Origin of the sequence: Synechococcus sp. BL107, from assembly GCF_000153805.1 — a bacterium.
Taxonomy (GTDB): Bacteria; Cyanobacteriota; Cyanobacteriia; order PCC-6307; family Cyanobiaceae; genus Parasynechococcus.
This window is the reverse complement of record NZ_DS022298.1, coordinates 1,820,108-1,843,115: the sequence shown is the minus strand read 5'-3', so window position 1 is coordinate 1,843,115 and position 23,008 is coordinate 1,820,108. Positions and strand designations below refer to the sequence as shown.

Sequence of the window (23,008 nt, the reverse complement as noted above, 5' to 3'; positions counted from 1 at the left end):
CCTAGGGCGTGGGGTTAAGGCGTGGGGTCGAGCAACGTGGCGCGCAGTCTGTCGATCCCACCGGGGCCAGCACAGAGGGCGAGGGTGTTGATCAGTTGGCGGTGAAGGGGACCATCACTGTCGTGATTCAGAAGATGCACCACAGCACCCCGTCGAAGATTCATGCGCTCTTCGATTAGATCTCCCAGGCGTTCTTTGAGCAACGTCCAGCGCTCATGGGTGAGTTGAGCCGGTTCACGGCTAGAGAGCAACTGGTGAAGCATGGGATACAGCCGTTCAGCCATGGCACACACCAAGCAAATCAGGGATTCGGCATCCACGGGATTGAGCTGCTCCCTGCGCGTGGTGCGGCGCAGGGGGTTGTGGCACCGCCGCTTCCACAGTTCAACACGATTCGGAAACTGGGCCTGAAGCCCCATCTGGTGGCTTGTCCACAACATCGCTTCACCCCCGTTGAGGTCGAGGGCCTCAACGGTGAGGAGTAGGAGGTCGAGTCGTTCAACGCCTCGACGGCTGAGGCGGGCACCAGATTGCTCAGAGACTTCTGTCATGGCTGCGATGATGCCAGGGGTTATGCCCTCTCGTCACCTGGCTTTGGATCTTCAATCGCATATCCGAACGACATCGGATTGACCTTCTAAAATCCTGTTGACGACTAAAAATAAGTCTTCTAAGGTGTCTTTATAGGTATCTTTTTGGGGTGTGAGTAGGCGAAAGCACGGTCCAAGACAGCTCAAATCAGGTGGACCTTTCTTTGCTGTCCTCCACATCAAGCAGAAAGACAGAGCTGCGGTAAGAAAAGAACGTCTTGTTAGGTCTCTGCAGACCACAGACCACTCTTTAGCGCTTAAACGGTACGGAGTAGCCCTTTCACATCTAGAGGCAGATCTTCAAGCCCTTCTCAAGCCACATGCGTTTAGAGAGCGTGTTGAGTGTGGAAGAGAGTCAGACCTAACCGGAGGTAATGATCCTCTCGCCCCCTTGGAGCTATCCCGCATCACCCTTGGTGGCTTCAATCCAGAAGACCCAATTCACGATGCTGTCTTTCAGTACTACAAATCAGGTCAGCCTCTTCCTGTCACTTGGGATGAAGCACTAGATCTCTGGCTCAAGGAAGCCAATAGGAACCGCCTACAGCCTGTTTCTGCTGGAACCATCCCAAAAGTTAGAGAAGCTGTTGAAGCCTTCTCTCATAACGGACAACCACACCAAATCACTAAACAAATAGTGAGGCAGTGGATTGATGACATGGAAGAGAAGTACAAGCCAAACTCAATCAAAACTAAAAAGGGCTACTTAACTGCTGTCTTCTCAGCACTCATCACTAATGACATGGTCAATACGTCTAACCCTTTTAAAGACGTTAAATACAGTGCCAAAACTCCTTTGGCTGAACAACGTAGAACCTTCACTGATGAAGAGATCAGACTCATTCATCAGAAATACCCACAAGTGTTCTGGATGATCATGACCGGCTTGAGGTCAGGTGAGTACTTCTCTCGTCTTTCTCAAGATCTCCACGGTCAGATGCTGACAATTGATAGACAGCCTTCCAAAGGTGAGTGGAGACCTAAAACACCTTCCTCTTATCGAAGACTTCCTGTCCCAAAAGACTTTGAGCTAACACCTCACAAGATCATGGTCTCTTCAAAAACAACAATGCTTGCAAGGGAGTTGAGTAAAGACATCCCTGATCCAACGGCAACAGTCCACAGTGCTAGGCACACCTTTTACTCAATCTCTAGACGTGCTGATTGCAATGACTCTGTTATTGAAGCAATCACAGGTCATGCCAAGAAAGAAGGGTCGCGAGTAGCTCAGTCTTATGGTCTATTTGCTGATGAAGTCTTGCTTAGAGAAGCACAAAAAGTCTGGACATTCATAGAGAACTTGCTTGGCTGAACTTCTTTATCGCCTCTAATTATCCCTGCTTCTCATTGTGTGATGGCTGACTCAGCTCTTGCTTTAAATAGCCAGCTACACCAGCAATCATTGGGATCGTAAAACCAACAATGGCTATAAATGCCATCCCCTGGACAAACCATCGTGGTGAAAGAGGTTTGTCTTCCATTGTCTAAATCCAAAAAGTAATTATACCAATGAAAGATGATGAGAGGACCAAATGGTGCGGACTGCATCAGCTTATGTTTTTTATATAGTAAGATATCTTAGTGGCGTAAATGACATCTACTCTCGCTGGAACCATTGATCAAGTAATGAAAAAAATAAGGCAATAAATAATAAAACAGTAGATACAATCAAGAAAAGCATCGTAAGCCTTAGGGCTTACAAATTAAATATCGTGATCACAAGCTTTGCGTAGTAAATAATGTCTTATGGTGTCCCATATGGCACAAAGGCAGGATACTTTGTTCAAGACGGGTACAGCCTTGTGTCTGTTGATGATGACTGGAGTACAGAAGCCGCTGGCTGGCTGCTTTGAGGACGTTCACTCGTATTGGGGATATGTTTTTGAGCGCCTGATAGAAGACCTCAGATATTCCCCTATAGGTGTCAATGTCGGTCGAGGTTGGAGGGCGGCTGGCCCTTATGGATTACTTCGGCTTATGTCTTAGTGCGTGGGTCATCCGATAGCTCGCTTTTGCGTTAGGGCTAGTTTTTGAAGACGATTAATAGTTAAGTGCGCTTGACAACTGCTTATTGAAAAATCTAGTTACTGAAAGGCTTGTCAAGTGTTAGATAGGTGCAGCTTGTGCTCAATCTTCTCAACCTTCCTCAATATCTTCTGCGCTTTCTTTCTGGTTAAACAGGTCACAGCCTGTCGTTCAAGTTTACGCAACTTGGCATGTGGGTTGTGGTGTTTCATCGGTAGTAAACAGTCAGCTTGTGCTCGTATTGATTAGATGCTTGATCTAATTGTTAATTTTAGACTCCAGTGTACCTTCCAGGATAAATTGCAGGGTTATTTATTAAAGAAAGTTAAGCAAGTCTGGTAAGTGCGATGGGGATGGGCGGACATGAGCGCCATTTCCATTTCTTCTTGCATGGCTCAGAGTTCCCCGTATTCAGAGCATCCGACGAACTTTCTACAGGCTTTAAAAGAATAAGAGCCTGCCTTTCTGCTTCGGCTTTTATCATCATACCCATGAACATTGAAAGCACTAGCAAGAGAATGAGGCCTATGACATACGCAAGAAATGTCTCGTTGACTGGCGAAGATTCATTCATTTTAACTGCAGCCAGGTGCGAAATACTTGAAGAGAAGCAGGTGGAGCTTACGTCGCATTTTTGAGTAAATTGTGATTATCACTAATCATTTTATTTCCACACATATGTTCGTATCAGATATTGCGAAATTTGAAGCCATGTTAATGGTTGGTCGAACATATATCGAGACTTAAGAGCATCAGCAATGTCGGTAGTCCCATGGATATGAAGCAAAACTGACTAATGGAAGACAAGCCATTCGCGCCAAAATGGTTTATTCAAGCTATGGCTTTTCTGGCTGTTGTTGGGATGACTATCCCGTTGGTAGCAGGAGTCTCTGGATTCATCAAAGATGAGCTGAGGAGGCCTACTTCCATTGAAAGAGGTGGTTAGGAAGCGTCTTCGGAAATCAAAATCTTGAGCTTATCTATTTTCTCTTTCAGCAGAGATTCAAGACTTACTCTCTCTTTAAAACGTAGGTGAGCACTGCTATTCAGAAGCTCGGCTCCCTAGACAGAACACAAGCAGCAGTCTTTGCATTGACCTATGGCTTAGTTGAGCCAGGCATCTAAAACCCCCGCCTTACGACGGGGTGAATTTCATGCTCCAGTGAAGTGAGTTTGTTGGAAATAATCCAAACGGACCTGGACTTCTAGGACTGGCATCTTCAACACCGTCAGAACCTCGAGATCAGGAGGCTGAATTAGAACCCGCCGACGAAAGCTGGAATAAGGATGGCGTTCACCAGATCGAGGAAAAAGGCCGACACCAGCGGCACGATCAAAAAGGCACGGGTAGATGGCCCATGCTGCTGCGTAACAGCCTTCATGTTCGCCATAGCCGTGGGAGTAGAGCCCAGGGAAATGCCACCGAACCCGGCACAAATCACTGTTGCGTCGTAATCACGACCCATCAGACGGAACACCAGCAGCAGATTCACCACCAGAGCGAAGAAAAACTGAACCAGCAAGATCAACAACAATGGCAAGGCCAGACCCACCAGTGACCAGAGCTGGAGACTCATCAGCGACATCGCCAAAAAGATGCCCAGGGATAATTCGCCGATGAGATCGAGCGAGGCAGAACGACGGGGCCAATGAAACACCACCTGCTCTGAGCGGCGTTCCGGCAGCAGATTCGAAAACACAATGCCCATCAGCAGGCAGGGAACAAAGAGCGGCAATTTCAACCCGGCGGCACCGATCCCTTCATTGAGCAACGTGCCGGAAAGGATGCAGAGGTTGATAGCGAGCAGTGCTGTAAGGAAACCGTTGATGTCAATGGAATTTGCGCTGGAACCTTGCTGATCCGAGGGATGCGAAGCGTTGGAAGCTGGCTGCGTCGTTGCATCCGCATCCGGACAGGGAACGTGAAAGCGACGCAGCAGGAACTGCGCGATCGGACCGCCACTGGCACTGGCGAGCACCAGCCCGAAGGTGGCTGCTGCGATGCCGATCTCCATCGCATTTTCGATATGAAACTGTTCAGCAAAGGTCGGAGCCCAGGCGATGGTGGTGCCGTGGCCACCAATCAGGGAAACGGTTCCTAATAACAGTCCCGTGGCGGGATGGAGCCCCAGCAGACCTGCCATCGCAATACCAAGCAGGTTCTGCAGGGTCATGAAAGCAATAGTCAACCCAAGCAGGATGAAAAGAGCCGGACCACCGCGACTGAGATCGCGGAACCGGGCACTCATCCCCACCGTGGTGAAGAAATAGACCAGTAGGAAATCTCGTGACTCGAGACTAAAGAGCAGCTCAGGGCCACCAAGAACATGCAGAACTGTCAGGAGCAGAGCAACCAGCAGGCCACCTGAAACGGGCTCAGGTATCGAATATCGCTGAAGGAAATTCCATTCACGATTCAGACGCTTGCCAACAAACAGCACCAGAAAGCCAGTAGTGATGGATGCAAGCGGAGACAACTGGAATGCCGACATGCGACAAAGTCACTTCAGTCAATGTATGAATTATCTGGACATCAGACCGTTTGGCAACTGCTAGAAGTTTTACCCGCTGCAAATAAAAAAACGCCTTGCGATGGGGCTTGATTCAAGGGCATCATCAACTGAAACTCTCAGATATACAAATGCCTGTGAGCCAAGAATACTGTTGTTGGAGTTTCGTATCTGTACCGAATAGGTGACTAATAACTCTGGGCATTGGTTTTGGTTGACGCCATATGGACAAGAGCGGGCCCCCGTCCTAAAAATCATGAGAAATCAAGGATCACCTAGATGAATTCCAAGATTGAGAAGAGCTTTATCGGGGCAGCTGTTCTTGCTGGTCTTGTTTTCCTGCTTCCGATGGCCAAGCAGTCCAAGGAGTTCGTGAACTGCGTCAAGAACGCAGAGACCGGGATCGTCAACCTGACTGGTGTTGAGTTCCTCGATGAAGACGGAAAGAGTGGCTTCATCGAGCGGCCTGTCGCTGTCCGCTACTGCAACGGCGGTGACATCACCAAGTACCTCGACATGGTGGGGCAGTGATGGATTGGATCGTTCGACCCATCCGTGCTGTCATCTTCGCTGACGAGCAAGCCTTCCTCTGGATAAAGAAGAAGCTTGGCCTGACGGAATATCAGATGGCTGCCCTGGTTTGGTTCAAAGGAATCATCATTGGCCTACTACTTGGCTGGTGGCTCTTCTGATGCGTTACTTCCTCATCGCCCTTCTACCTCTCCTGGTGGCTCCCTCAGCTTCATTGGCTCAGAAAGAAATACCAAAAGCAGAGGGTCACGATCAATGCCCATTGGGTTACGTGAACACGCTTGGAACCACATGCGTATCACCCATCTATTACGAGGTCGCTCCTACCAACGGAGAAGCCTGCCTAGAGGGGTGGATGAATATCGGTGCTGGCTACTGCAAAAAGAAGAAAGGGGTTCTAGGCATCTTCTGAGGGACGCGTAAAGCTGCAGCCCCAGAGCCGTTACCTTCCGGAGCCACCACTTTGAAAAGTGCAGCCCCACCCCTGGAAAGTGGGGACTACACACTTCAGTCGGTTAACACCCCGATGGAGACATCACTGGGTGCTCACCTATCCATCGCTTCAGATCAAGGCGACGAACTGACATAACTCTGATCAGCTCTCCACCTGTGATTCACTCAGTCGCTACGGATAGCTGTATCGAAAGAGCTAACTCAATGTGCTTGGCAGTTGAACCTCCTGGGCTCCGTCACCAAGCCTTCTTCACACCAAGCTTCTCCCTACCCGAAGAGATAGGAAGGGAGCGTTTTCAGGTATAGGGCGAACTGGACCAGCGACGTGATGAGTAAAGGAAGGCCCTGGATCTTCAATCAAAAAATCCCGCCTTGCGACGGAACTAGACGACAACCGACGGCTTCGCAGTAGCGCCAATTTGCAAATACTCAGCAGGGTGTGGGGGGAATTGGAACGCTTGCCCTAGTCGGATGATTTAGCTGACCCCGTTTAACTGCAACTGCAAGATGTGCTGGTGCTGATGAATCAGTTGATGGCACGGATGTGCTGATGGGGAGGACAAACTTATTCTCTTTTTTCTTTTCGCTGAAGATCATCCTATCAGCAGAGAATGAAATGTTTATAGCAGTGAATGCACCCACTGGAACTGATTGCAAGTAGGAATACTCGTTAGACATAAGTATTCCAACAATCAGTGCCTTTAATCCGGTACCAACTGTCAGTGATCTCAAGTTATAAAGAAGATATTTCTTGAGTAAAGTATTCATCAGGCGGCCTCCTTAAGATTCATGCGCTCAGCCAATTCTTCACCAGACTCAACACGCTCAGAGTAACGATCGGTTAGGAAGTCAACTTTATCCTTGAGGATCTCAGTGAGCTTGACCAACTCTTCGGTAACATCGATAACACGATTACGTAAAGATGAATCCTTAAGTTGACCAGCCTCAGTGAACTCTTGATAAGCTTTAGGAATAGAGGACTGGTTTGGAATAGTGAACATTCTCATCCAACGACCCATCTGCCTCATGAGGTTCACAGTATTGAAAGATTGGGATCCTCCTTCAACTTGCATTACCGCCAGTGTTTTACCTTGAGTAGGACGAACAGCTCCGACAGAAAGTTGCATCCAGTCCACCTGATTCTTCATGACTGCGGAGATAGTTCCGTGAAGCTCAGGAGAGATCCAAACGAATCCATCAGCCCAATTAACCTGATCCAAGTATTCTTGAACTTTAGGATCATCACGAAGTTCCTCATCGTAAAGAGGAAGATTTGGATCAGCCACGATAGCCTCAACTCCAAACTGTGTCAGAAACCTTTGAACCTCTAGTGCCAGTTTGTGACTGACAGAGTTGGAACGAAGTGAATCGTATTGAACAAGAATTTTAGAGGTCATTGAGTTCTCCTTCGGGTCAGTAGCAAGAGGTGGAGCCAGTGAATGCGTTGTAAGTGCAGCTTCCGCTGTCGCTGTCGCTGTTGCAGCGCTAATAGCGAGTACGGCGGCAGTGATGGAGGCAAAACGTTTCATAGGTTCAGTTTCCAATTGATGAGTGAATTACACATCCCTCAATCGATTGATTGTTTTGCCCAATTTCTGGGCTTTGCATCCCTCAACTGGGTGAACCCTCTGCGGGCAATAAAAACCCCGCCATTGAGACGGGGCTAGTGAATGTTTTGTCGGGAGATAGATGGCGACACCTGCGCCCCCTGCTTTTCCCCGAAGGGTTTTGTATTGCTTTCAGCCTAGAGCGATAGGGCATCAGCCTTCCCGACAGTTTATTACTCAGTCGCAAAAGTAATTTGTTGTCCAAGTCCTTCCACTTTTTGGATGCCTGAAATGCAGTAAAGCTTTTGTGGGACTGATGCCTTCCGCGAACACATAAGTACTTGCGCCTTGCTCTGATGTATGCAGGTCAGCGGTCAAGCGACATGTTTCCGTTGCTCGACTTGCTGGATCATCCTTATTCGATGAAATCATGTTTACACAGCCACCAAAAAGCAACACGAAAAATATCACTGCAATGGTTGTGTATTTTTTAATTTGCTTTCTTGCTTCCTGAAGTGTCAATTGCTCACCACGTTTTGCAGCCGTTTCAATCCACTTAATCTCTGCCGAAGTCGCGGACTTCTCTTTAAATACCGATTGAGGTTTGCCGTATTCAGCCATAGCTGTTTCTTTGAAGTGCGAGGCTCTCGCCCCGTGAACACACCATCGCCGGTATTAATCAGAACCACATCACCCATGCGGGGGATCTGTAGAGACCTGCTTTCACCTATTTGGGTATAGGGGCAAATTTTCAATGAAAATCGAGAAACAAATGCCTCGGTGGTACGAACCTATGAAAAAGGACCACCCCCTGGCGATCCGACCTAAGCGGCACCCGGAACGGGGTAAATCTGCTTTTTTCCCTCTAGGCGACAGCCAGTCGCAAATTAGTAACTTAAAAGCCAATTAATAGATAGGTGAAGTAATTGAGAAGGAGCGAATAGGAGGGGGAGAGGAATACGGAAGAAGGGGTGTAACTTCCGCTTCTCTCTTGTCAGGTGCGTCCAACAAAGATTCCTCTCCCCCATGAAGAGGAATAAGGCATGAGAAGGGTGTTTATTTATTATCTGAATAATTGTATTTTTCAATTATCTAATCTTCATTAGATGTGTAACTCTTCACGAGAGATGTAAAGAAAGGCATTCAAGGAAGTAGTTCTATTGCTGCAGCCAGCGCATTTAACGCTGCCGTCTGCTGCTTCCAACCCGTACACCACTCTCATAGACACCAACCACGACGATCCCCATCAGTCCACAACATCATTCCTGGTCCCTATTTCGACGCTCTGTCTGAAGATCCATTCATCCCAGCCTTCGCCTTGGAGTTTGGACATTTTTGTGTCTGCCGTCAGTAGCCTCCTGGCATGACTGACCCGACAACTCTCGTCAGCACTCTCATCACTGAGCTAAAGGGCGAGCTTTCTCAGTCAGCAAGAGAGCTGAAGAACAGGGCTGAGTGGGACCTTTCTTGCCCGGTCGTTGTTGTTGACGCCAGACAGAACCCTCGGAGGGTCGTTGCGACCACTGTCCGTGGCATCACTGGTGTTATCACCACAAGCCGAACTATCGACCACCCGCTGATGAGGGTGTTTCTGGTGAGGCACAAAGAGATCGGTGCCGAAGCGGCCGTCAATGAGTTTCTGGCCGGACCCGATGGTGAGGAGTTTGCTGAGGTTTGGGATGCCTACGTCGTTGAGAGAGACGAGCGCGGGTTGGCCTGTTGGTCTCACGACGACGCAGCCAAGTTCGCCACAAAATCAAAGAACTCTTTTGACCGCCGCGAGTTGGCCTGTGTTGCTATCGCAGAAGGAGAAGGTAATGAAGATGTTTCCGTTTTGACCTTCTCAGTGGATGCCAACTGGCTGAGTTGAGTACCAACAGCATCAGCCACTACTGATCTTTATCTTTTTGATTGGTAAGCAATACATAGCAGAAATGCCTAAAGCTTCATAATCGGTTCACAACTCCCGTGGGAGAGCGGCCTACAACATATGTATGGAGTTATGAAACTCATGGAAACTAAAACGAGAAAGGCTGAAGTTGCTCACAAAATCATTGAGACAGGTGAAAGCCTTCTGAATGTTGTTTGGAGCAAAGCTGATGCAAGAAGAGCAGCTTCACTTGAGATCATTGCTCGCACTGCTTACACAGCGGAAGAGAGCGCTTGCCATTACCTGGAGACCATTGGTCTCGACAGGAAAGGCAGCATCAGAGAGACGTTGGAACTCGCTCGTTATCAGGACACCAACGAGCAAACCCACGAAGACATCTTTGCCAGAGACCTCAACGGGCTGAAGAACTGGGGCGACAGATTTTTGGCACGGCACATCGCCGTCATCATCTATTGGGCATTCGCCATCACCACCCTCATTGACCACGAACTCGCTGCTCTGCTGGGCGAAGCAGTCGAGGTTGAAGCCGTTGCCACTTACAAGCGGATGTTGGTTGAGCAGTCAGATGAATGGCTGAACCAACCTGCTGTTCCTACTGCTGTTCGCTATTGGAATAAGCCAAACAGCATGTGGAAGGTACGTGGTGACAACCAACCAATGTCGATGAGAGATGTCGTTGAAGCGATCGTTAAAGACGAAGCGGATCACGTCCATGCCAACTCCCAGAAGGCAGTGGCCTTTTGACTTTCCCAAATAAAAGGCAAGACCTCGTTTTTTGAACAAGTGGCCTGAGAGAGTGCGTAAACACAGGTGTCTTTTTGCGGTGTCTTTATAGGTGTCTTTTTACACCTCTCCTCAAAACCCCCTCTAGTCAGTCACTGCAATGTCTTTGGTCGATTTTGCTTCTCATATCCGGACGATTCCAGATTTTCCCAAGCCTGGGATTCTGTTTCGAGACATCAATCCGATGCTGCGTTCCCCTGAAGCTGTCGCGGAGGTGATCCGCCAGCTTTCCCTGGTGTGTGAGCAAACTCGTCCGGATTTGATTGTCGGGATCGAATCCCGGGGGTTCATCGTCGGTGCTCCCCTCGCCCATCAGTGTGGCCTTGGCTTTGTGCCGGTTCGTAAGCCCGGCAAGTTGCCCGGCGAAGTGGTGGGAATTGATTATTCGTTGGAGTACGGCAGCGACCGGCTTGAAATTCAGGCCGACGCACTGGCAGCCCAACCGAGGGTGTTGGTGGTGGACGACCTACTCGCTACGGGCGGCACGGCTGCTGCAACCGCTCAGTTGGTCACCCTGGCCGGTGGACGTTTGGTGGGATTTACGTTTGTGATCGAACTCAAGGGGCTTGGTGGCAGGACTGTGTTGCCCCAGGACCAACCCGTTGAATCATTACTGGCCTACGACTGAGCATCCTGCCAATCCAGCACCGTTTGGAGTTGCTCCAAGTTGAGTAACCCGAAGCTCCACAAAACAATCGGTAAGGGAGCTTGTTCAAGCTCTGCCTGACGCAATCCCAGCTGCAGGGCGTTCAGGCTTAATCCAACACGCCGCAATAAAAACTGCTCGAGTTCCTCTGCTGCGGATGGCTGTGGATGGCTGCACATCACCATGGCGACCCCGCTTCACAGGTCAGTCTGGCAACGCTCGCCCGATTTGCAGGGGGCCATCGGTCATGGCCCGGAGGCTGAGTTGGCGCAAGCCAACACTGTGCTTCAGCAATTGCAAGGCGATCCGCCTAAGACCAACAAGCAGGCTGATGCGATTCGAGAAACATCGCACCAGTAAGTCGGTGGCAGAACCAACCAAGATCAGGTCGATCCAGCGTTGACGTCCGTAGCGGGCTGCGATCCGCTTGGCGGAACCGCCTTTTTGCACCGATCTCACCAAAACATCCACATCTCGCCAACAGAGGTTTAAGCCTTGTCCACCCACCGGGTGACAGCGATGCCCAGCCTCTCCGATCAAAACACCTCGACCTCGGCTGAGACGATGCGCCAGCATCCATTGTTGGGGAAAGGCCTTCGGTTGATCCAAAAGAAGGTCTGGATCGATCCCCTGGGGCAAAATCCCAGCCAGTTGGTCCAGAAACTCGCTTGGAGCTAACGCGCAGCGCTCTTGGCAGCGCTCCATCGGTGCGCTCCAAACCACTTGGAAGTGGTCGTTGCCAAGCGGTAAGACGGCCAGCGGACCTTCAGGCCGAAATAATTCGCAGGCCTGATTGGCTTGGATACCTCGAAGAACCACCTTGGCGGTTAAGCATCCCTGGCGGTAGCGGTGCTGCCAACAGTGAATACCCCAGCTTTTTCGTGTTGGAGATGACGGTCCATCGGCTGCAATAACAAGGCTGTCGGGGCTCGGTATCGGAGCGGCCTCGCCACCAAGATGCATCTCAACGAGCCCTGACTGTTGAAGCTTGCGCAACAGAACAGTCATCAATGGTCGGTGGTCAAGGATCCATCCGATCCCGCGATGGCCGCGGTTTTTCTTCGCCAAATCCTCTGCAACGAAAATCACCTGACGACCTGCCGCAAGATCGCGGAGGTCAAGCTGTTCGAAGGCCACCAAATCCTTTTGGAGTTCATCCCAAAGACCCAAGCTCTGCATGAGTCGCCGGCTTGAATGGGTGATGGCATAGGCACGACTACGAGATGTCAGTGCGTCAAAGGCTTGAGGGTCAAACAAAACCACGCGTTGGTTTTGTTGCGCTAAGGCCAAGGCCACCATGCAACCGGTCGGACCGGCTCCCATGACATGGGTTTCCAATAAAAAACTCGCCATCACAAGAGTGTGGCGAGTCATGCCGGTTAACCGTGAGAATCAGCCGAGGCCGAGCAAACCGTGGGTGAAAGCTTCGCCACCCATGGCGATCTCAGTTGCCATCAGTGCGATGAAGCCGAGCATGGCGAGACGCCCGTTCAGCTTCTCGGCACGATCGTGAAAGCCCCAGCCCTGTGTTGCTTCAACAACTTCCATACGGGGCTCTGCTGCGAAAGCATTGAGACGGCCGCCATCTTCGGTGGTGACGGTGGCGCCACGGATCACTGGTGATGAAGGAGTGGATTGAGTCATGGACATCCGAAGGCGTCTTTGCGAAGAAGTGTAAACCAACTTTGCGGAATCGTTACAAACCGCTCAATTTTTGGCCGCCCTGGATATACGAAGTCGGCAAAGCTCTTCAAAGGCTGGCCTCAGCAGATAGGGGTACTCCCCAACCCACAGCCGCAATCCTGGGATCCACGCGTCGCTGAGCGCTCCAATCCGCGAAAAATCTTTCCGCTCGCTTAAAACCAAACAGCGAATTACCGTTCCTTCTCGAATCGTTTTGTGGCTTTTCTCCATTGGAAAAGCCACCCGGCCTAAGTAGCCATCCTCGTCTTCGAGCTCCAACAGCATCCAGGTGCGTCGATTCTCGATCAACTCCAGTTTTCCGCGACTATCGGCCTGCTCATGGCGGTTTTCGACGCGTTCGCGCGTGATGACTTTGGCGACCTCCCCTTCAAAAAGTGCCGCGGAGGGATAGCGGCGCAACGTGGCATTGCGCTGCCCTGCCTGAAGAATCGGACCCCAAAGGATGTAGAGCAAAAAAACCACGCCCGCCACGAGCCAAAAGGGCCCCCAACGGCTCGACATTTGACTTTGGCTAATCAGCAATGTGATCACGCCACCAATCGCGGCCACCATCACCCGTTGCAGGATCTCTTGAGGTGAGCCAAGGGAAAAACGAAATTGGCCTGCTGTAGCGACGGCTGGAATCAGCCGCTGCAGTTCACCAGGACGGAGCGGAATCAGCATCAGTCTTGTTTCAAATCAGCCTTTCCAGGCCATAGACCAGTTGTTGGAGGGAGCCAACTTTTCGCACGGTGAGCAAAACGCCTGGCATGTACGCCGAGCGATCAATCGTGTCGTGGCGAAGGGTATAGGTCTCGCCTGGGGCGCCAAACATCACTTCTTGGTGGGCCACCAGTCCTGGTAAACGGAGGGAATGCAGACGGAGTCCGCTGTCCCGAACTCCTCCCCGTGAACCTTGCAGCGATTCATGCTCATCCACCTCCGCTGGGTTGAAGCTTTGTTTGACCTCTTCCATGAGTTCGGCTGTTTTGATGCAGGTGCCACTCGGAGCATCCGCTTTGCGGTTGTGATGAAGCTCGGTTAGCTCGGCGTGGTCATAGAAGCGGGCCGCTGCCGCCGCAGCTTGCTGCAAGAGCACCATCCCCACGGAGAAATTGGGAATCACTGCCCCTCCAATCGAAGCTTTGGCTGAAAATTCGGTGAGATCGTTCAGTTGCGTTGGGCTGAGACCTGTTGTGCCAATCACGGGATGCACGCCGTAGGCGATTGCAGCTCTGGTGTGATCAAACACCACAGAAGGATGGGTGAAGTCCACCAACACAGCGCTTTGGTTGGAATTCCGTACCGATTGGCTTACGGCACAAAGGCAACCTTCGAAATCGGCTGTGACGGCGACCTCGAGTTCTTTGATTCCAAGCTCTAGCCCAACATCAACCCCCTCCTTCCCAGGGGTGTTGTCGATCGCACCCACCAACTGGCAGTCCTCAGCATTCAGCACGGCCCTGATGACTTCTGCGCCCATGCGGCCAAGAGCTCCCGCAACAACAACAGGAATTGGAGAGGACATCGAAGCGGCGCGAACACCCAAAGCCTATGGGCCCGCATGGGTGAAGACCAATCGCAACCAATCGATACTTTTCAAGCTCTCGATGGAAGTCACGTTTAGGTTCTTAACATCGTTCACAGTGCTCAGATGTTCACGCAGGTCCGCTCCGCAGATCGCCGGGTAGCCCCTGTTGAAGGTCAAAGCCACAAGTCAGTGATGAAGGCGGTGTACGTGGTGCTGGAGCCCCAGTACCAAAACGCACTGACCCAAGCCGCCAATGCGTTAAACGCCGCCGGCGCTGAGCTCGGGATCGAGTTGAGCGGGTATCTCATCGAAGAGTTGCGTGATGACGACAATTACGCCGATTTTTGTGCCGATGTAGCTGAGGCAGACGTTTTTATTGCTTCGCTGATTTTTATCGAAGATTTGGCCCAAAAAGTGGTCGATGCCGTTGCCCCCCACCGCGATCGTTTAAAAGCAGCCGTTGTCTTCCCCTCGATGCCAGAGGTGATGCGGCTGAACAAGCTCGGCAGCTTCTCGATGGCGCAGCTCGGCCAGAGCAAAAGTGCGATTGCCGGCTTCATGAAAAAGCGAAAGGAATCCGGTGGGGCTGGATTTCAAGACGCCATGCTCAAGCTGCTGAACACACTTCCAACGGTTCTCAAATACCTGCCGGTGGAAAAAGCCCAGGATGCTCGCAGCTTCATGCTCAGCTTCCAGTATTGGCTTGGAGGAACCCCGGACAATCTCCGGAATTTCCTGCTGATGCTGGCGGATAAATACGTCTTCCCCCCCGCTGAGGGTGAAGAGCGTGCAGCGATTCAAGTGGCGGAACCAGAGGTGTTTCCAGATCTCGGGATCTGGCATCCCTTGGCTCCATCGATGTTTGAAGATCTCAAGGAATACCTGAATTGGAACGCAAGCCGCACCGATTTATCGGAACAGGCCAGAAATGGTCCGCTGATTGGCTTGGTGTTGCAACGCAGCCACATCGTGACGGGAGACGATGCCCACTACGTCGCCACGATCCAAGAATTGGAGTACCGCGGTGCTCGGGTGATTCCGATCTTCTGTGGTGGATTGGACTTTTCAAAACCAGTTAACGCTTTTTTCTACGACCCGCTCAATCCAGAGCAGTCCTTGGTGGATGGGATTGTGTCCCTAACGGGATTCGCGCTTGTCGGGGGACCCGCTCGTCAGGATCACCCCAAGGCGATTGAGTCTCTGAAGAAGCTCAATCGCCCCTACATGGTGGCGTTGCCGTTGGTGTTCCAAACCACCCAGGAATGGGAGGGCAGCGACCTCGGCTTGCATCCGGTGCAGGTGGCTCTTCAGATTGCCATTCCTGAGCTGGATGGTGCGATCGAGCCCATCGTGCTGTCGGGTCGGGATGACGCGACTGGTAAGGCTCACACCCTTCAAGATCGCATCGATGCGATTGCTGAACGGGCGATTCGTTGGTCCTCATTGCGGACTAAACCCCGGGTCGATAAGAAACTCGCTATCACCGTTTTCAGCTTCCCTCCTGATAAGGGCAACGTTGGTACCGCTGCTTATCTCGACGTTTTTGGCTCGATCTATCGCGTGATGCAGGAGATGAAGGCCAAGGGATACGACGTGCAGAACCTGCCGAGTTCACCGAAAGCGCTTCTTGAGGCTGTAATTAACGATCCAGAGGCCATGCAGGGATCTCCCGAGTTATCCATTGCGCATCGGATGAGCGTCGAAGAATACGAGCGCCTCACGCCCTACTCGACCCGTCTTGAGGAGAACTGGGGCAAGCCGCCAGGAAATCTCAATAGCGATGGACAAAACCTGTTGGTGTTTGGTCGCCATTTCGGCAATGTTTTTGTTGGTGTCCAGCCCACCTTTGGCTACGAAGGCGACCCGATGCGCCTGCTGTACTCCCGAAGTGCAAGCCCCCACCATGGGTTTGCTGCTTACTACACCTATCTCCAAAAAATTTGGAAAGCGGATGCCGTCCTCCACTTCGGCACCCATGGCTCGCTGGAGTTCATGCCTGGAAAACAAATGGGCATGAGTGAAACCTGTTACCCGGATTCGTTAATTGGTGCTCTCCCCAACCTCTACTACTACGCCGCCAATAATCCATCTGAAGCAACAATCGCGAAGCGTCGTGGGTATGCCTCCACCATTAGCTACCTCACGCCTCCGGCAGAAAATGCTGGCCTGTACAAGGGGCTGAAGGAGCTGGGGGAGCTTGTTGGCTCCTACCAGCAACTGCGTGAAGGAGGCCGTGGCGTTCAAATCGTCAACACGATTGTGGAAACGGCGCGACAATGCAATCTCGATAAAGACGTCGACTTACCTGAGGGAGATGCCGGATCGATTGATCTCGAGGGGCGTGACGCTTTGGTTGGAGCCGTTTATCGGCAGTTGATGGAGATCGAAAGTCGTTTGTTGCCCTGTGGTTTGCACACGATTGGACGACCTCCTACGGCTGAAGAAGCGATCGCCACATTGGTCAGTATTGCCGCCTTGGAACGCGAGGAAGATGGCCTGCGGTCATTGCCTGGTCTGTTAGGTGAGGCGATTGGCCGCAGTATCGAAGATATCTATCAAGGCAACGACAACGGTGTTCTCGCCGATGTGGAACTCAACCGCACGATCACGGAGACATCCCGTGCTGCGGTTGGAGCGATGGTTCGCTCTCTCACCGGAATGGACGGTCGCGTGAGTATGCGAAATAGTTTTGGCTGGTTCTACGACCTTCTTGCTCGCTTTGGTTTTAAGTTGCCATCTCCATGGTTCAGGGCTTGTTGTAATTCGGACTTTGCTCAGATTGATGCCACTGAGCTCGATAAATTGTTTGGCTACTTGCGCTTTTGTCTAGAACAAATTTGTGCCGATATGGAAATGGAGAGTTTGTTGAAAGCTCTCGATGGTGAATACATTCTGCCCGGTCCGGGCGGAGATCCGATTCGCAATCCTGGGGTTCTGCCCAGTGGCAAAAATATCCACGCTTTGGATCCTCAAGCCATTCCCACGCGTGCCGCGGTTGCTGCAGCGAAAGGAGTCGTTGACAAGCTGATCGAACGTCAACGGGAAGAGCAAGGTGCTTGGCCTGAAACCATCGCTTGCGTTCTTTGGGGGACCGACAACATCAAAACCTATGGCGAATCCCTCGCTCAAATCCTCTGGTTTGTTGGGGTGAAGCCGATGCCCGACTCCGTTGGTCGTGTGAACAAATTAGAGCTGCTTTCTTTAGAGGAATTGGGTCGCCCACGTATCGATGTGGTGGTGAATTGCTCAGGAGTGTTCCGTGATTTGTTTATTAATCAGATGGCCTTGATTGATCAGGCGGTGAAGATGGCTGCTGAGGCTGATGAGCCGCTTGATCAAAACTTTGTTAGGAAGCATTCCCTTGAACAGGCTGAGAAAGAAGGCACAAGTTTGCGGGATGCTGCCTGCCGTGTGTTTTCCAACGCCAGCGGCAGCTACAGCTCCAATGTGAACCTGGCAGTTGAGAACAGCACCTGGGAAGAAGAAGGAGAGCTGCAAGAGATGTATCTCTCTCGTAAAACATTCGCTTTCAATGCTGATAATCCTGGAGAGATGAACCAGAACCGGGAGGTTTTTGAGTCGGTGATGAAAACTGCCGATGTGACGTTTCAAAACTTGGATTCAGCTGAAATCTCACTCACCGATGTCAGCCACTATTTCGATTCTGATCCCACGAAATTAATTGCTGGCCTTCGCGATGATGGCAAGGCTCCTACGAGTTATATCGCTGATACCACAACTGCTAATGCCCAAGTTCGTTCGCTGAGCGAAACAATCCGTCTGGATTCACGCACCAAACTTCTAAACCCAAAGTGGTACGAGGGGATGCTCAATTCTGGCTATGAGGGTGTTCGCGAAGTGGCGAAACGTTTGAATTTCACGCTGGGATGGAGTGCTACCAGTGGCTCTGTCGATAATTTTGTTTATGAGGAGGCCAACGAGACGTTCATCAATGATCCTGAGATGAGGAAGAGACTCCTGGAGCTCAATCCAAATAGTTTTCGTCAAATTGTTGGAACCCTGCTTGAGGTGCATGGTCGTGGTTATTGGGAAACCTCAGATGAAAATATTGAACAGCTTCAGGAGCTCTATCAAGAGGTCGAAGATCGAATTGAGGGAGTCGTTGCAGACTGAAGTTAAATCACACCTTTAGTTTGTATTGAGTGAGTTCTGCAACTTTAAGCCTAAAAATGGTTCGCGTTTGGAAGCTTTTGATTATGCCTCTGCATGTTGCAGAATTTGAGGTTTGATGCACTCTTTCCAGTTTTTGCAAATAATTTTGTTATTAATGAAGAGTTCGTCTGAATCGCTTACGCTCGTAATGAACATCTTCTCTGGGTTGAGTAAATGTAGATTGCGCTCCCAAGAGTCGTACGCCTCTTTGTGAAACTGTGAGGCTAGATTTGCGGATTTGAACCCAAGATTTTTCCATTGGCTTGCGGCTTTGTTTGTGCTTCCACGCGTTAAGAGTCTCTCGAATAATTGCTTAGAATTGTTCTCAAAGTTTGTGTGAATTGTATTGATTAATACTCTGTTGAATCGTTTGAAAAAGGGGTTTTTGAGATAGCTTGATACCATTAAATCGCAAATATCAGGCGCAATCATTTGTGAGCATGGTGTGGGAGTAGTAATTCTTTTGTCGATTCGCGTCCTATCTCTCTGTGTTGCGGCTTCGTATCCCAGCCTCTTCACAACTCCCTTGAGGTCAATGTGCAGCAGAAGGGTGTCTGGTGGTGATGAATCTCGTTCTAGCCTTGCAATGTGTCTTGCCTGAAAGATCGATCCATATTTTTTTGCATCAGAATAACCTTTGTATTCATCAAAATTTGGGCTTGTGCAGGTTTCTCGAAATTTTTGGTGAAAGTCATCGCCGAATAAGGGTAAATTTAAGAGATGCGATGTCCGGATAATGGTTGACTTTCCGGCTCCAGCACATCCTGCGACGATGAATAATGTATCTAAATCTTTTTTTTGTGAACGCTTGGTATGTTCGATGGTGGATGGGCTTTTGATGATGGACTGAAGTGTTGCAATGGTGTTTGATTGGTTATCGGTAAACCGGATCGAACACCCTTTTTGAACATATTTTACCTGATTTTAACCCAAATTTATAGCTATCCCTTTGATGGGTGTGGCATGCCATCTATTTTTAATTTTCAGAGCGGAAGGGTGAGTGTTGGTTGCGTCGCAGCGAGCCCCCGCCCGACTTTCATCACCAAAGTGCAGAGGCCATGCGCAGCGTTTGGGCGATTGGCCCCACATCATGCACACGAACAATCGCCGCTTTGGCCTGAGCGCAGCGGCAGGCCACCGCAGCTGTGCCCCATAGACGGGCTTTGGGCCTTGGCTCATCGAGCACATCCCCAATGAAGCGTTTGCGGGATGGGCCGAGTAAAAGCGGAAAGCCGTCTTGATTGAGCTGTTCGAGTTCGCGCAGCAATTGCAGGTTCTGCTCGTGGGTTTTGGCAAAACCCAGGCCCGGATCCCAGATGATTTTCGATGGTTGCACCCCCGCCTGAAGCGCAGCCTCGGTGCATTGCTGCAATCCCGACCGCACGTCGGTGGTGATATCCCGGTAGTCGGTGAGTTGATCCATGGTTTTGCTGTTACCTCGGCTGTGCATCAAAACAACCGGACATTGGGCTTGAGCGACTACGTCAAGCAGCTCTGGATCTCGACGCCCCCCGCTGACATCGTTCACCCAGTTCGCTCCTGCTTCGAGGGCAGCTGAGGCAACCGGTGCCAAAAATGTATCCACAGAGATCAGTGCCTCTGGGCACTGACGCCGAATCGCAATGAGTGCGGGAAGGAGGCGGCGGCATTCTTCCTCGGCTCCTACCTCCTCCGCACCAGGTCGCGTGCTTTGTGCGCCAAGGTCAAGAACATCAGCTCCAAGCTTGAGTTGCCTCTGCGCTTCTTCGACGGCGTATTGCGACTCTAAAAATCGACCGCCATCGCTGAAGGAATCAGGGGTGATGTTGATCACCCCCATCACAGCGGTCCGTGCTCGCCAGGCCGGCGGCCAGGGCGCGGAATTAAGCGACGTTGTAGTTGGCAATGCGTGCGAAACCATCGGGTTGAAGTGATGCGCCACCCACGAGAACGCCATCGATATCACTCATCCCCATGAGCTCGTCAATGTTGCCTCCCTTCACAGACCCGCCGTATTGAATGACGAGATCAGGGGACCCCACCCAGCTGCGGATCAAGCCGCAAATGCGATTCGCTTCAGCGGCTTCGCAGGTTTTTCCAGTGCCAATGGCCCAGATCGGCTCATAGGCCACCACCAGAAGATCGGCATCGAGCCCTTCCAGCCCCTGCTCGATTTGCCGGCGAATCACGCGTTCCGCTTCACCACGCTCCCGTTGCTCGTCCGACTCGCCCACGCAGACAATTGGAATCAGACCATTGGCCTGGGACGAACGGGCTCGGTGGTTGATTTGCTCGTCACTTTCACTGAAATATTTCCGCGGTTCGCTATGTCCAACGATGGTGTAGGTCACCCCATGCTCCTTAAGCATGGATGGAGAGATTTCGCCGGTGAAGGCTCCTGAACCCTCCCAGTGCACGTTCTGACTGGAAAGTGCAACGGGACTGTTCTTGCAGAGCTCAGCCATGGTGGACAGGGCTGTGAACGGTGGAGCTAACACCAGATCACGGTCGTTTGGCATGTCCGCCACAAGCGGTAGGAAGGCAGCCATGAACTCCCTGGCCTGGGCACAGGTCATGTGCATCTTCCAGTTGCCAGCGATCACCGGTCTGCGCACGGTTTGGTTCCTTTTCAAATCTGGGGGCCAACTTACGGCCCGAACGCGCTTTAACTCTCCACAACAGACTCCTCGCCAGCAAGCACAACCCGATCGCCAGCGGATAGCTGACGTCCTCGACGGGTTTCAACCGCATCATTCACCGTTACTTCACCCATCTGGATGCGTTGTTTGGCCTCTCCACCAGTGGAGACCCAGCCTTTCCATTTCAGGAACTGATCCAGCTTCATCTGTGGGGCCCGTTGGCTCGACGTTGATACTGTGCCGCCATGCGGACTCCCTCTCAAGCTGGTTTTCGGCGATTGCTGCCGTTGTTGCGCCCCCATTTGCGTCAACTGACCTGGGGAGCGTTCTGCATGGTGGTTTTCGTTAGCAGCCAATTGGTGCTGATGAGCTTGATGGGTCGCCTTCTTCCTGATGTGGGATCTGGCGATTTGCAGCGAATTTTGCCGGTGATCGGCTTGGTTCTGTTGGTGTTCGCGATTCAAAAAATCGCCCAATTTGGGCAAGATTCGCTCCTGGCAGGGCCGGCCTTGCAGGTCAGCCAGTCTCTTCGGCGAGACCTATTTCAACGCTTGCAACGGGTGCAGCTCGGTGCCTTGGAAAAAATGTCGTCTGGCGACCTCACCTATCGACTCACGGAGGATGCCGACCGGGTGAGTGAGGTGATCTATAAAACACTCCACGACAGCATTCCCAGTGCTTTGCAGCTGGTGGCAGTGCTGGGATACATGCTTTTGTTGGATTGGAAATTAACCGTTGCGATCCTGCTTCTCGCACCCTTTGTTGCTTGGCTGATCAGCGTGTTTGGGGCGAGGGTGATGGCGGCCACAGAACGCAGTCAGAAAAAAGTCAGCGAACTGGCTGGATTGTTAGGCGAAGCGATCGAAGGGTTGCCGTTGGTGCGGGCTTTTGCAGCTGAACCTTGGCTTGAGCGTCGTTTTGAAGATGAGATTGATCAGCATCGATTGGCGCGTTACAACACCTATCGCCTTGTGGCCTTGCAACATCCCGTGGTGGGCATCATCGAGGTGCTGGGATTCGCCACGGTATTGGTGTTGGCTGCCATCAGAATCAGCAGTGGCGACCTTGAAATTACTGGGCTGATTACCTACCTCACTGGCCTGGTGCTGCTGATTGATCCAATCGCCCACGTCACCGCGAACTACAACGAGTTTCAGCAAGGCCAGTCGTCGTTAAGGCGTCTACGGGAGATCGAACAGGAACCCTCAGAACCTGATGATCCAATCCCGGCGTTGCCGCTGGGTCGATTACGTGGAGACCTCACTTTTAGGCAAGTTCAGTTTTCGTACACCCCAGGGCAACCCGTTCTTCAAAACCTCAACCTCACTATTCGTGCTGGACAGGTGGTGGCCTTAGTGGGCCCTTCTGGCGCAGGCAAAACAACTCTCTTTTCATTGTTGCTTCGATTCAACTGTGTGGATCAAGGACAGCTTCTGTTTGATGGCAAGGATTTAAGTCGGGTTCGTGCTCGCGACTTACGCCAACAGGTGGCGCTTGTTCCCCAACGCAGCAGTGTGTTTTCGGGAACCATCGCAGATGCGATTCGCTTTGGTCGGGATTGCAGCCAAGAGGATCTTCTCCAGGCCGCCAAACTCGCCAATGCCCACGACTTCATTGTTCAACTGCCGGATGGCTACGACACCCGCCTTCAAGAGCGGGGAACCAATGTGTCGGGTGGTCAGCTCCAGCGCATCGCGATCGCGAGAGCCGTGCTTGGGAACCCAGCTGTGATGTTGTTGGATGAGGCCACGAGCGCGTTGGACGCTGAGGCGGAGGCCGCTGTTCAGCTTGGCTTAAAACAGGCCATGGCAGGACGAACTGTGCTGGTCATTGCCCACCGTCTTGCCACGGTTCAGGAGGCTGATCAAATCGTTTTAATGGAGCGTGGCTCCATTGTTGATGTGGGAACCCACGACGTGTTGATGCAGCGCGGTGGTCGTTATCGAGAGCTTTGTGAGAAGCAGTTCATTCGTGATCTGCAGAGTGGCTAAAAACACCTAAAATTCACCGGCCGGTTCCGAATAATC

Annotated in this window: 22 protein-coding genes; 9 read left to right on the top strand and 13 right to left on the bottom strand. The window is 51.5% G+C overall.

The genetic code is table 11. From position 1 onward, the window contains the following. Positions 1-14: 14 nt before the first annotated feature. On the bottom strand, positions 15-551 hold the full coding sequence (locus BL107_RS09665) for a DUF3038 domain-containing protein (RefSeq protein WP_009790159.1): 537 nt from the start codon (positions 549-551) through the stop codon (positions 15-17). Between the two features lie 430 nt (positions 552-981). Here BL107_RS09665 and BL107_RS09660 point away from each other — a divergent pair, with 430 nt between their 5' ends. Then, a complete protein-coding gene (locus BL107_RS09660; RefSeq protein ID WP_156776462.1) occupies positions 982-1,902 on the top strand; it encodes a hypothetical protein in 921 nt (306 codons plus the stop codon). Positions 1,903-3,871: 1,969 nt separating this feature from the next. Here the strand turns inward: BL107_RS09660 and gltS are convergent. Continuing rightward, positions 3,872-5,107: a sodium/glutamate symporter gene (gene gltS, locus BL107_RS09650; protein WP_009790156.1), complete on the bottom strand. Its 1,236-nt coding sequence runs from the start codon at positions 5,105-5,107 to the stop codon at positions 3,872-3,874. Positions 5,108-5,404: 297 nt separating this feature from the next. On the opposite strand from gltS, the gene BL107_RS09645 reads away from it, so the two are divergent. The 3 genes from BL107_RS09645 to BL107_RS09640 are packed head-to-tail and all read left to right on the top strand — an operon-like array spanning position 5,405 to position 6,068. After that, on the top strand, positions 5,405-5,656 hold the full coding sequence (locus tag BL107_RS09645; RefSeq protein WP_009790155.1) for a hypothetical protein: 252 nt from the start codon (positions 5,405-5,407) through the stop codon (positions 5,654-5,656). Beyond that, positions 5,656-5,817 (top strand): hypothetical protein, encoded by a 162-nt coding sequence (locus BL107_RS12980; protein ID WP_009790154.1) that lies wholly within the window; start codon positions 5,656-5,658, stop codon positions 5,815-5,817. The genes BL107_RS09645 and BL107_RS12980 overlap by 1 nt, the downstream gene beginning before the upstream one ends. Further along, positions 5,817-6,068, top strand: a complete 252-nt coding sequence (locus BL107_RS09640; RefSeq protein WP_009790153.1) for a hypothetical protein — start codon at positions 5,817-5,819, stop codon at positions 6,066-6,068. The genes BL107_RS12980 and BL107_RS09640 overlap by 1 nt, the downstream gene beginning before the upstream one ends. Positions 6,069-6,538: 470 nt before the next feature. Here BL107_RS09640 and BL107_RS12700 read toward each other — a convergent pair whose 3' ends face one another. The 3 genes from BL107_RS12700 to BL107_RS09630 form a co-directional block, all read right to left on the bottom strand. Beyond that, complete coding sequence (locus BL107_RS12700; RefSeq protein ID WP_156779442.1) at positions 6,539-6,877, bottom strand: hypothetical protein; 339 nt, start codon at positions 6,875-6,877, stop codon at positions 6,539-6,541. After that, on the bottom strand, positions 6,877-7,638 hold the full coding sequence (locus tag BL107_RS09635; protein ID WP_009790152.1) for an NAD(P)H-dependent oxidoreductase: 762 nt from the start codon (positions 7,636-7,638) through the stop codon (positions 6,877-6,879). The genes BL107_RS12700 and BL107_RS09635 overlap by 1 nt, the downstream gene beginning before the upstream one ends. Positions 7,639-7,893: 255 nt before the next feature. After that, complete coding sequence (locus BL107_RS09630) at positions 7,894-8,277, bottom strand: hypothetical protein (RefSeq protein WP_037988448.1); 384 nt, start codon at positions 8,275-8,277, stop codon at positions 7,894-7,896. Positions 8,278-9,019: 742 nt separating this feature from the next. On the opposite strand from BL107_RS09630, the gene BL107_RS09625 reads away from it, so the two are divergent. The 3 genes from BL107_RS09625 to BL107_RS09615 all read left to right on the top strand — a co-directional run bounded on the left by BL107_RS09625 (position 9,020) and on the right by BL107_RS09615 (position 10,958). Then, entirely contained in the window at positions 9,020-9,526 is a 507-nt protein-coding gene (locus tag BL107_RS09625) for a hypothetical protein (RefSeq protein WP_009790151.1), read from the top strand. A 132-nt stretch (positions 9,527-9,658) separates the two neighbouring features. Beyond that, complete coding sequence (locus BL107_RS09620) at positions 9,659-10,291, top strand: alternative oxidase (protein WP_009790150.1); 633 nt, start codon at positions 9,659-9,661, stop codon at positions 10,289-10,291. A 139-nt stretch (positions 10,292-10,430) separates the two neighbouring features. After that, on the top strand, positions 10,431-10,958 hold the full coding sequence (locus BL107_RS09615; protein WP_009790149.1) for an adenine phosphoribosyltransferase: 528 nt from the start codon (positions 10,431-10,433) through the stop codon (positions 10,956-10,958). On the opposite strand, the gene BL107_RS09610 is transcribed toward BL107_RS09615, so the two are convergent. The 5 genes from BL107_RS09610 to dapB all read right to left on the bottom strand — a co-directional run bounded on the left by BL107_RS09610 (position 10,949) and on the right by dapB (position 14,187). Beyond that, complete coding sequence (locus BL107_RS09610) at positions 10,949-11,161, bottom strand: DUF2949 domain-containing protein (RefSeq protein WP_009790148.1); 213 nt, start codon at positions 11,159-11,161, stop codon at positions 10,949-10,951. The two genes, BL107_RS09615 and BL107_RS09610, sit on opposite strands and share 10 nt — an antisense overlap. A gap of 19 nt (positions 11,162-11,180) precedes the next feature. Beyond that, on the bottom strand, positions 11,181-12,350 hold the full coding sequence (locus BL107_RS09605; protein WP_009790147.1) for an FAD-dependent monooxygenase: 1,170 nt from the start codon (positions 12,348-12,350) through the stop codon (positions 11,181-11,183). 18 nt (positions 12,351-12,368) lie between these two features. Next, on the bottom strand, positions 12,369-12,620 hold the full coding sequence (locus BL107_RS09600; RefSeq protein ID WP_037988976.1) for a high light inducible protein: 252 nt from the start codon (positions 12,618-12,620) through the stop codon (positions 12,369-12,371). A 63-nt stretch (positions 12,621-12,683) separates the two neighbouring features. Further along, positions 12,684-13,343, bottom strand: coding sequence for a hypothetical protein (locus tag BL107_RS09595; RefSeq protein WP_009790145.1), 660 nt, complete (start codon positions 13,341-13,343; stop codon positions 12,684-12,686). A 10-nt stretch (positions 13,344-13,353) separates the two neighbouring features. Next, positions 13,354-14,187: a 4-hydroxy-tetrahydrodipicolinate reductase gene (gene dapB / locus BL107_RS09590; protein ID WP_037988974.1), complete on the bottom strand. Its 834-nt coding sequence runs from the start codon at positions 14,185-14,187 to the stop codon at positions 13,354-13,356. 126 nt (positions 14,188-14,313) lie between these two features. Here dapB and BL107_RS09585 point away from each other — a divergent pair, with 126 nt between their 5' ends. Continuing rightward, on the top strand, positions 14,314-18,324 hold the full coding sequence (locus BL107_RS09585; protein WP_009790143.1) for a magnesium chelatase subunit H: 4,011 nt from the start codon (positions 14,314-14,316) through the stop codon (positions 18,322-18,324). Between the two features lie 1,078 nt (positions 18,325-19,402). Here BL107_RS09585 and folP read toward each other — a convergent pair. From folP to BL107_RS09565, 3 genes are read right to left on the bottom strand one after another with little or no spacing between them, the layout of a single operon-like run. Next, complete coding sequence (gene folP / locus BL107_RS09575; protein ID WP_156779441.1) at positions 19,403-20,263, bottom strand: dihydropteroate synthase; 861 nt, start codon at positions 20,261-20,263, stop codon at positions 19,403-19,405. Then, positions 20,226-20,957 (bottom strand): triose-phosphate isomerase, encoded by a 732-nt coding sequence (gene tpiA, locus BL107_RS09570; RefSeq protein ID WP_009790140.1) that lies wholly within the window; start codon positions 20,955-20,957, stop codon positions 20,226-20,228. The genes folP and tpiA overlap by 38 nt, the downstream gene beginning before the upstream one ends. A 50-nt stretch (positions 20,958-21,007) precedes the next feature. Then, a complete protein-coding gene (locus tag BL107_RS09565) occupies positions 21,008-21,187 on the bottom strand; it encodes an RNA-binding S4 domain-containing protein (protein WP_009790139.1) in 180 nt (59 codons plus the stop codon). Positions 21,188-21,226: 39 nt separating this feature from the next. On the opposite strand from BL107_RS09565, the gene BL107_RS09560 reads away from it, so the two are divergent. Next, positions 21,227-22,972 (top strand): ABC transporter ATP-binding protein, encoded by a 1,746-nt coding sequence (locus BL107_RS09560; RefSeq protein WP_037988444.1) that lies wholly within the window; start codon positions 21,227-21,229, stop codon positions 22,970-22,972. The last annotated feature ends 36 nt before the right edge of the window (positions 22,973-23,008 follow it).

Excerpts from the sequence above, each read along its gene's own strand:
- BL107_RS09665 (WP_009790159.1), bottom strand. The coding sequence starts at position 551 with ATGACAGAAGTCTCTGAGCAATCTGGTGCCCGCCTCAGCCGTCGAGGC.
- gltS (WP_009790156.1), bottom strand. The coding sequence starts at position 5,107 with ATGTCGGCATTCCAGTTGTCTCCGCTTGCATCCATCACTACTGGCTTT.
- BL107_RS09645 (WP_009790155.1), top strand. The coding sequence starts at position 5,405 with ATGAATTCCAAGATTGAGAAGAGCTTTATCGGGGCAGCTGTTCTTGCT.
- BL107_RS12980 (WP_009790154.1), top strand. The coding sequence starts at position 5,656 with ATGGATTGGATCGTTCGACCCATCCGTGCTGTCATCTTCGCTGACGAG.
- BL107_RS09640 (WP_009790153.1), top strand. The coding sequence starts at position 5,817 with ATGCGTTACTTCCTCATCGCCCTTCTACCTCTCCTGGTGGCTCCCTCA.
- BL107_RS12700 (WP_156779442.1), bottom strand. The coding sequence starts at position 6,877 with ATGAATACTTTACTCAAGAAATATCTTCTTTATAACTTGAGATCACTG.
- BL107_RS09635 (WP_009790152.1), bottom strand. The coding sequence starts at position 7,638 with ATGAAACGTTTTGCCTCCATCACTGCCGCCGTACTCGCTATTAGCGCT.
- BL107_RS09630 (WP_037988448.1), bottom strand. The coding sequence starts at position 8,277 with ATGGCTGAATACGGCAAACCTCAATCGGTATTTAAAGAGAAGTCCGCG.
- BL107_RS09625 (WP_009790151.1), top strand. The coding sequence starts at position 9,020 with ATGACTGACCCGACAACTCTCGTCAGCACTCTCATCACTGAGCTAAAG.
- BL107_RS09620 (WP_009790150.1), top strand. The coding sequence starts at position 9,659 with ATGAAACTCATGGAAACTAAAACGAGAAAGGCTGAAGTTGCTCACAAA.
- BL107_RS09615 (WP_009790149.1), top strand. The coding sequence starts at position 10,431 with ATGTCTTTGGTCGATTTTGCTTCTCATATCCGGACGATTCCAGATTTT.
- BL107_RS09610 (WP_009790148.1), bottom strand. The coding sequence starts at position 11,161 with ATGGTGATGTGCAGCCATCCACAGCCATCCGCAGCAGAGGAACTCGAG.
- BL107_RS09605 (WP_009790147.1), bottom strand. The coding sequence starts at position 12,350 with ATGACTCGCCACACTCTTGTGATGGCGAGTTTTTTATTGGAAACCCAT.
- BL107_RS09600 (WP_037988976.1), bottom strand. The coding sequence starts at position 12,620 with ATGACTCAATCCACTCCTTCATCACCAGTGATCCGTGGCGCCACCGTC.
- BL107_RS09595 (WP_009790145.1), bottom strand. The coding sequence starts at position 13,343 with ATGCTGATTCCGCTCCGTCCTGGTGAACTGCAGCGGCTGATTCCAGCC.
- dapB (WP_037988974.1), bottom strand. The coding sequence starts at position 14,187 with ATGTCCTCTCCAATTCCTGTTGTTGTTGCGGGAGCTCTTGGCCGCATG.
- BL107_RS09585 (WP_009790143.1), top strand. The coding sequence starts at position 14,314 with ATGTTCACGCAGGTCCGCTCCGCAGATCGCCGGGTAGCCCCTGTTGAA.
- folP (WP_156779441.1), bottom strand. The coding sequence starts at position 20,263 with ATGGTTTCGCACGCATTGCCAACTACAACGTCGCTTAATTCCGCGCCC.
- BL107_RS09565 (WP_009790139.1), bottom strand. The coding sequence starts at position 21,187 with ATGAAGCTGGATCAGTTCCTGAAATGGAAAGGCTGGGTCTCCACTGGT.
- BL107_RS09560 (WP_037988444.1), top strand. The coding sequence starts at position 21,227 with ATGCGGACTCCCTCTCAAGCTGGTTTTCGGCGATTGCTGCCGTTGTTG.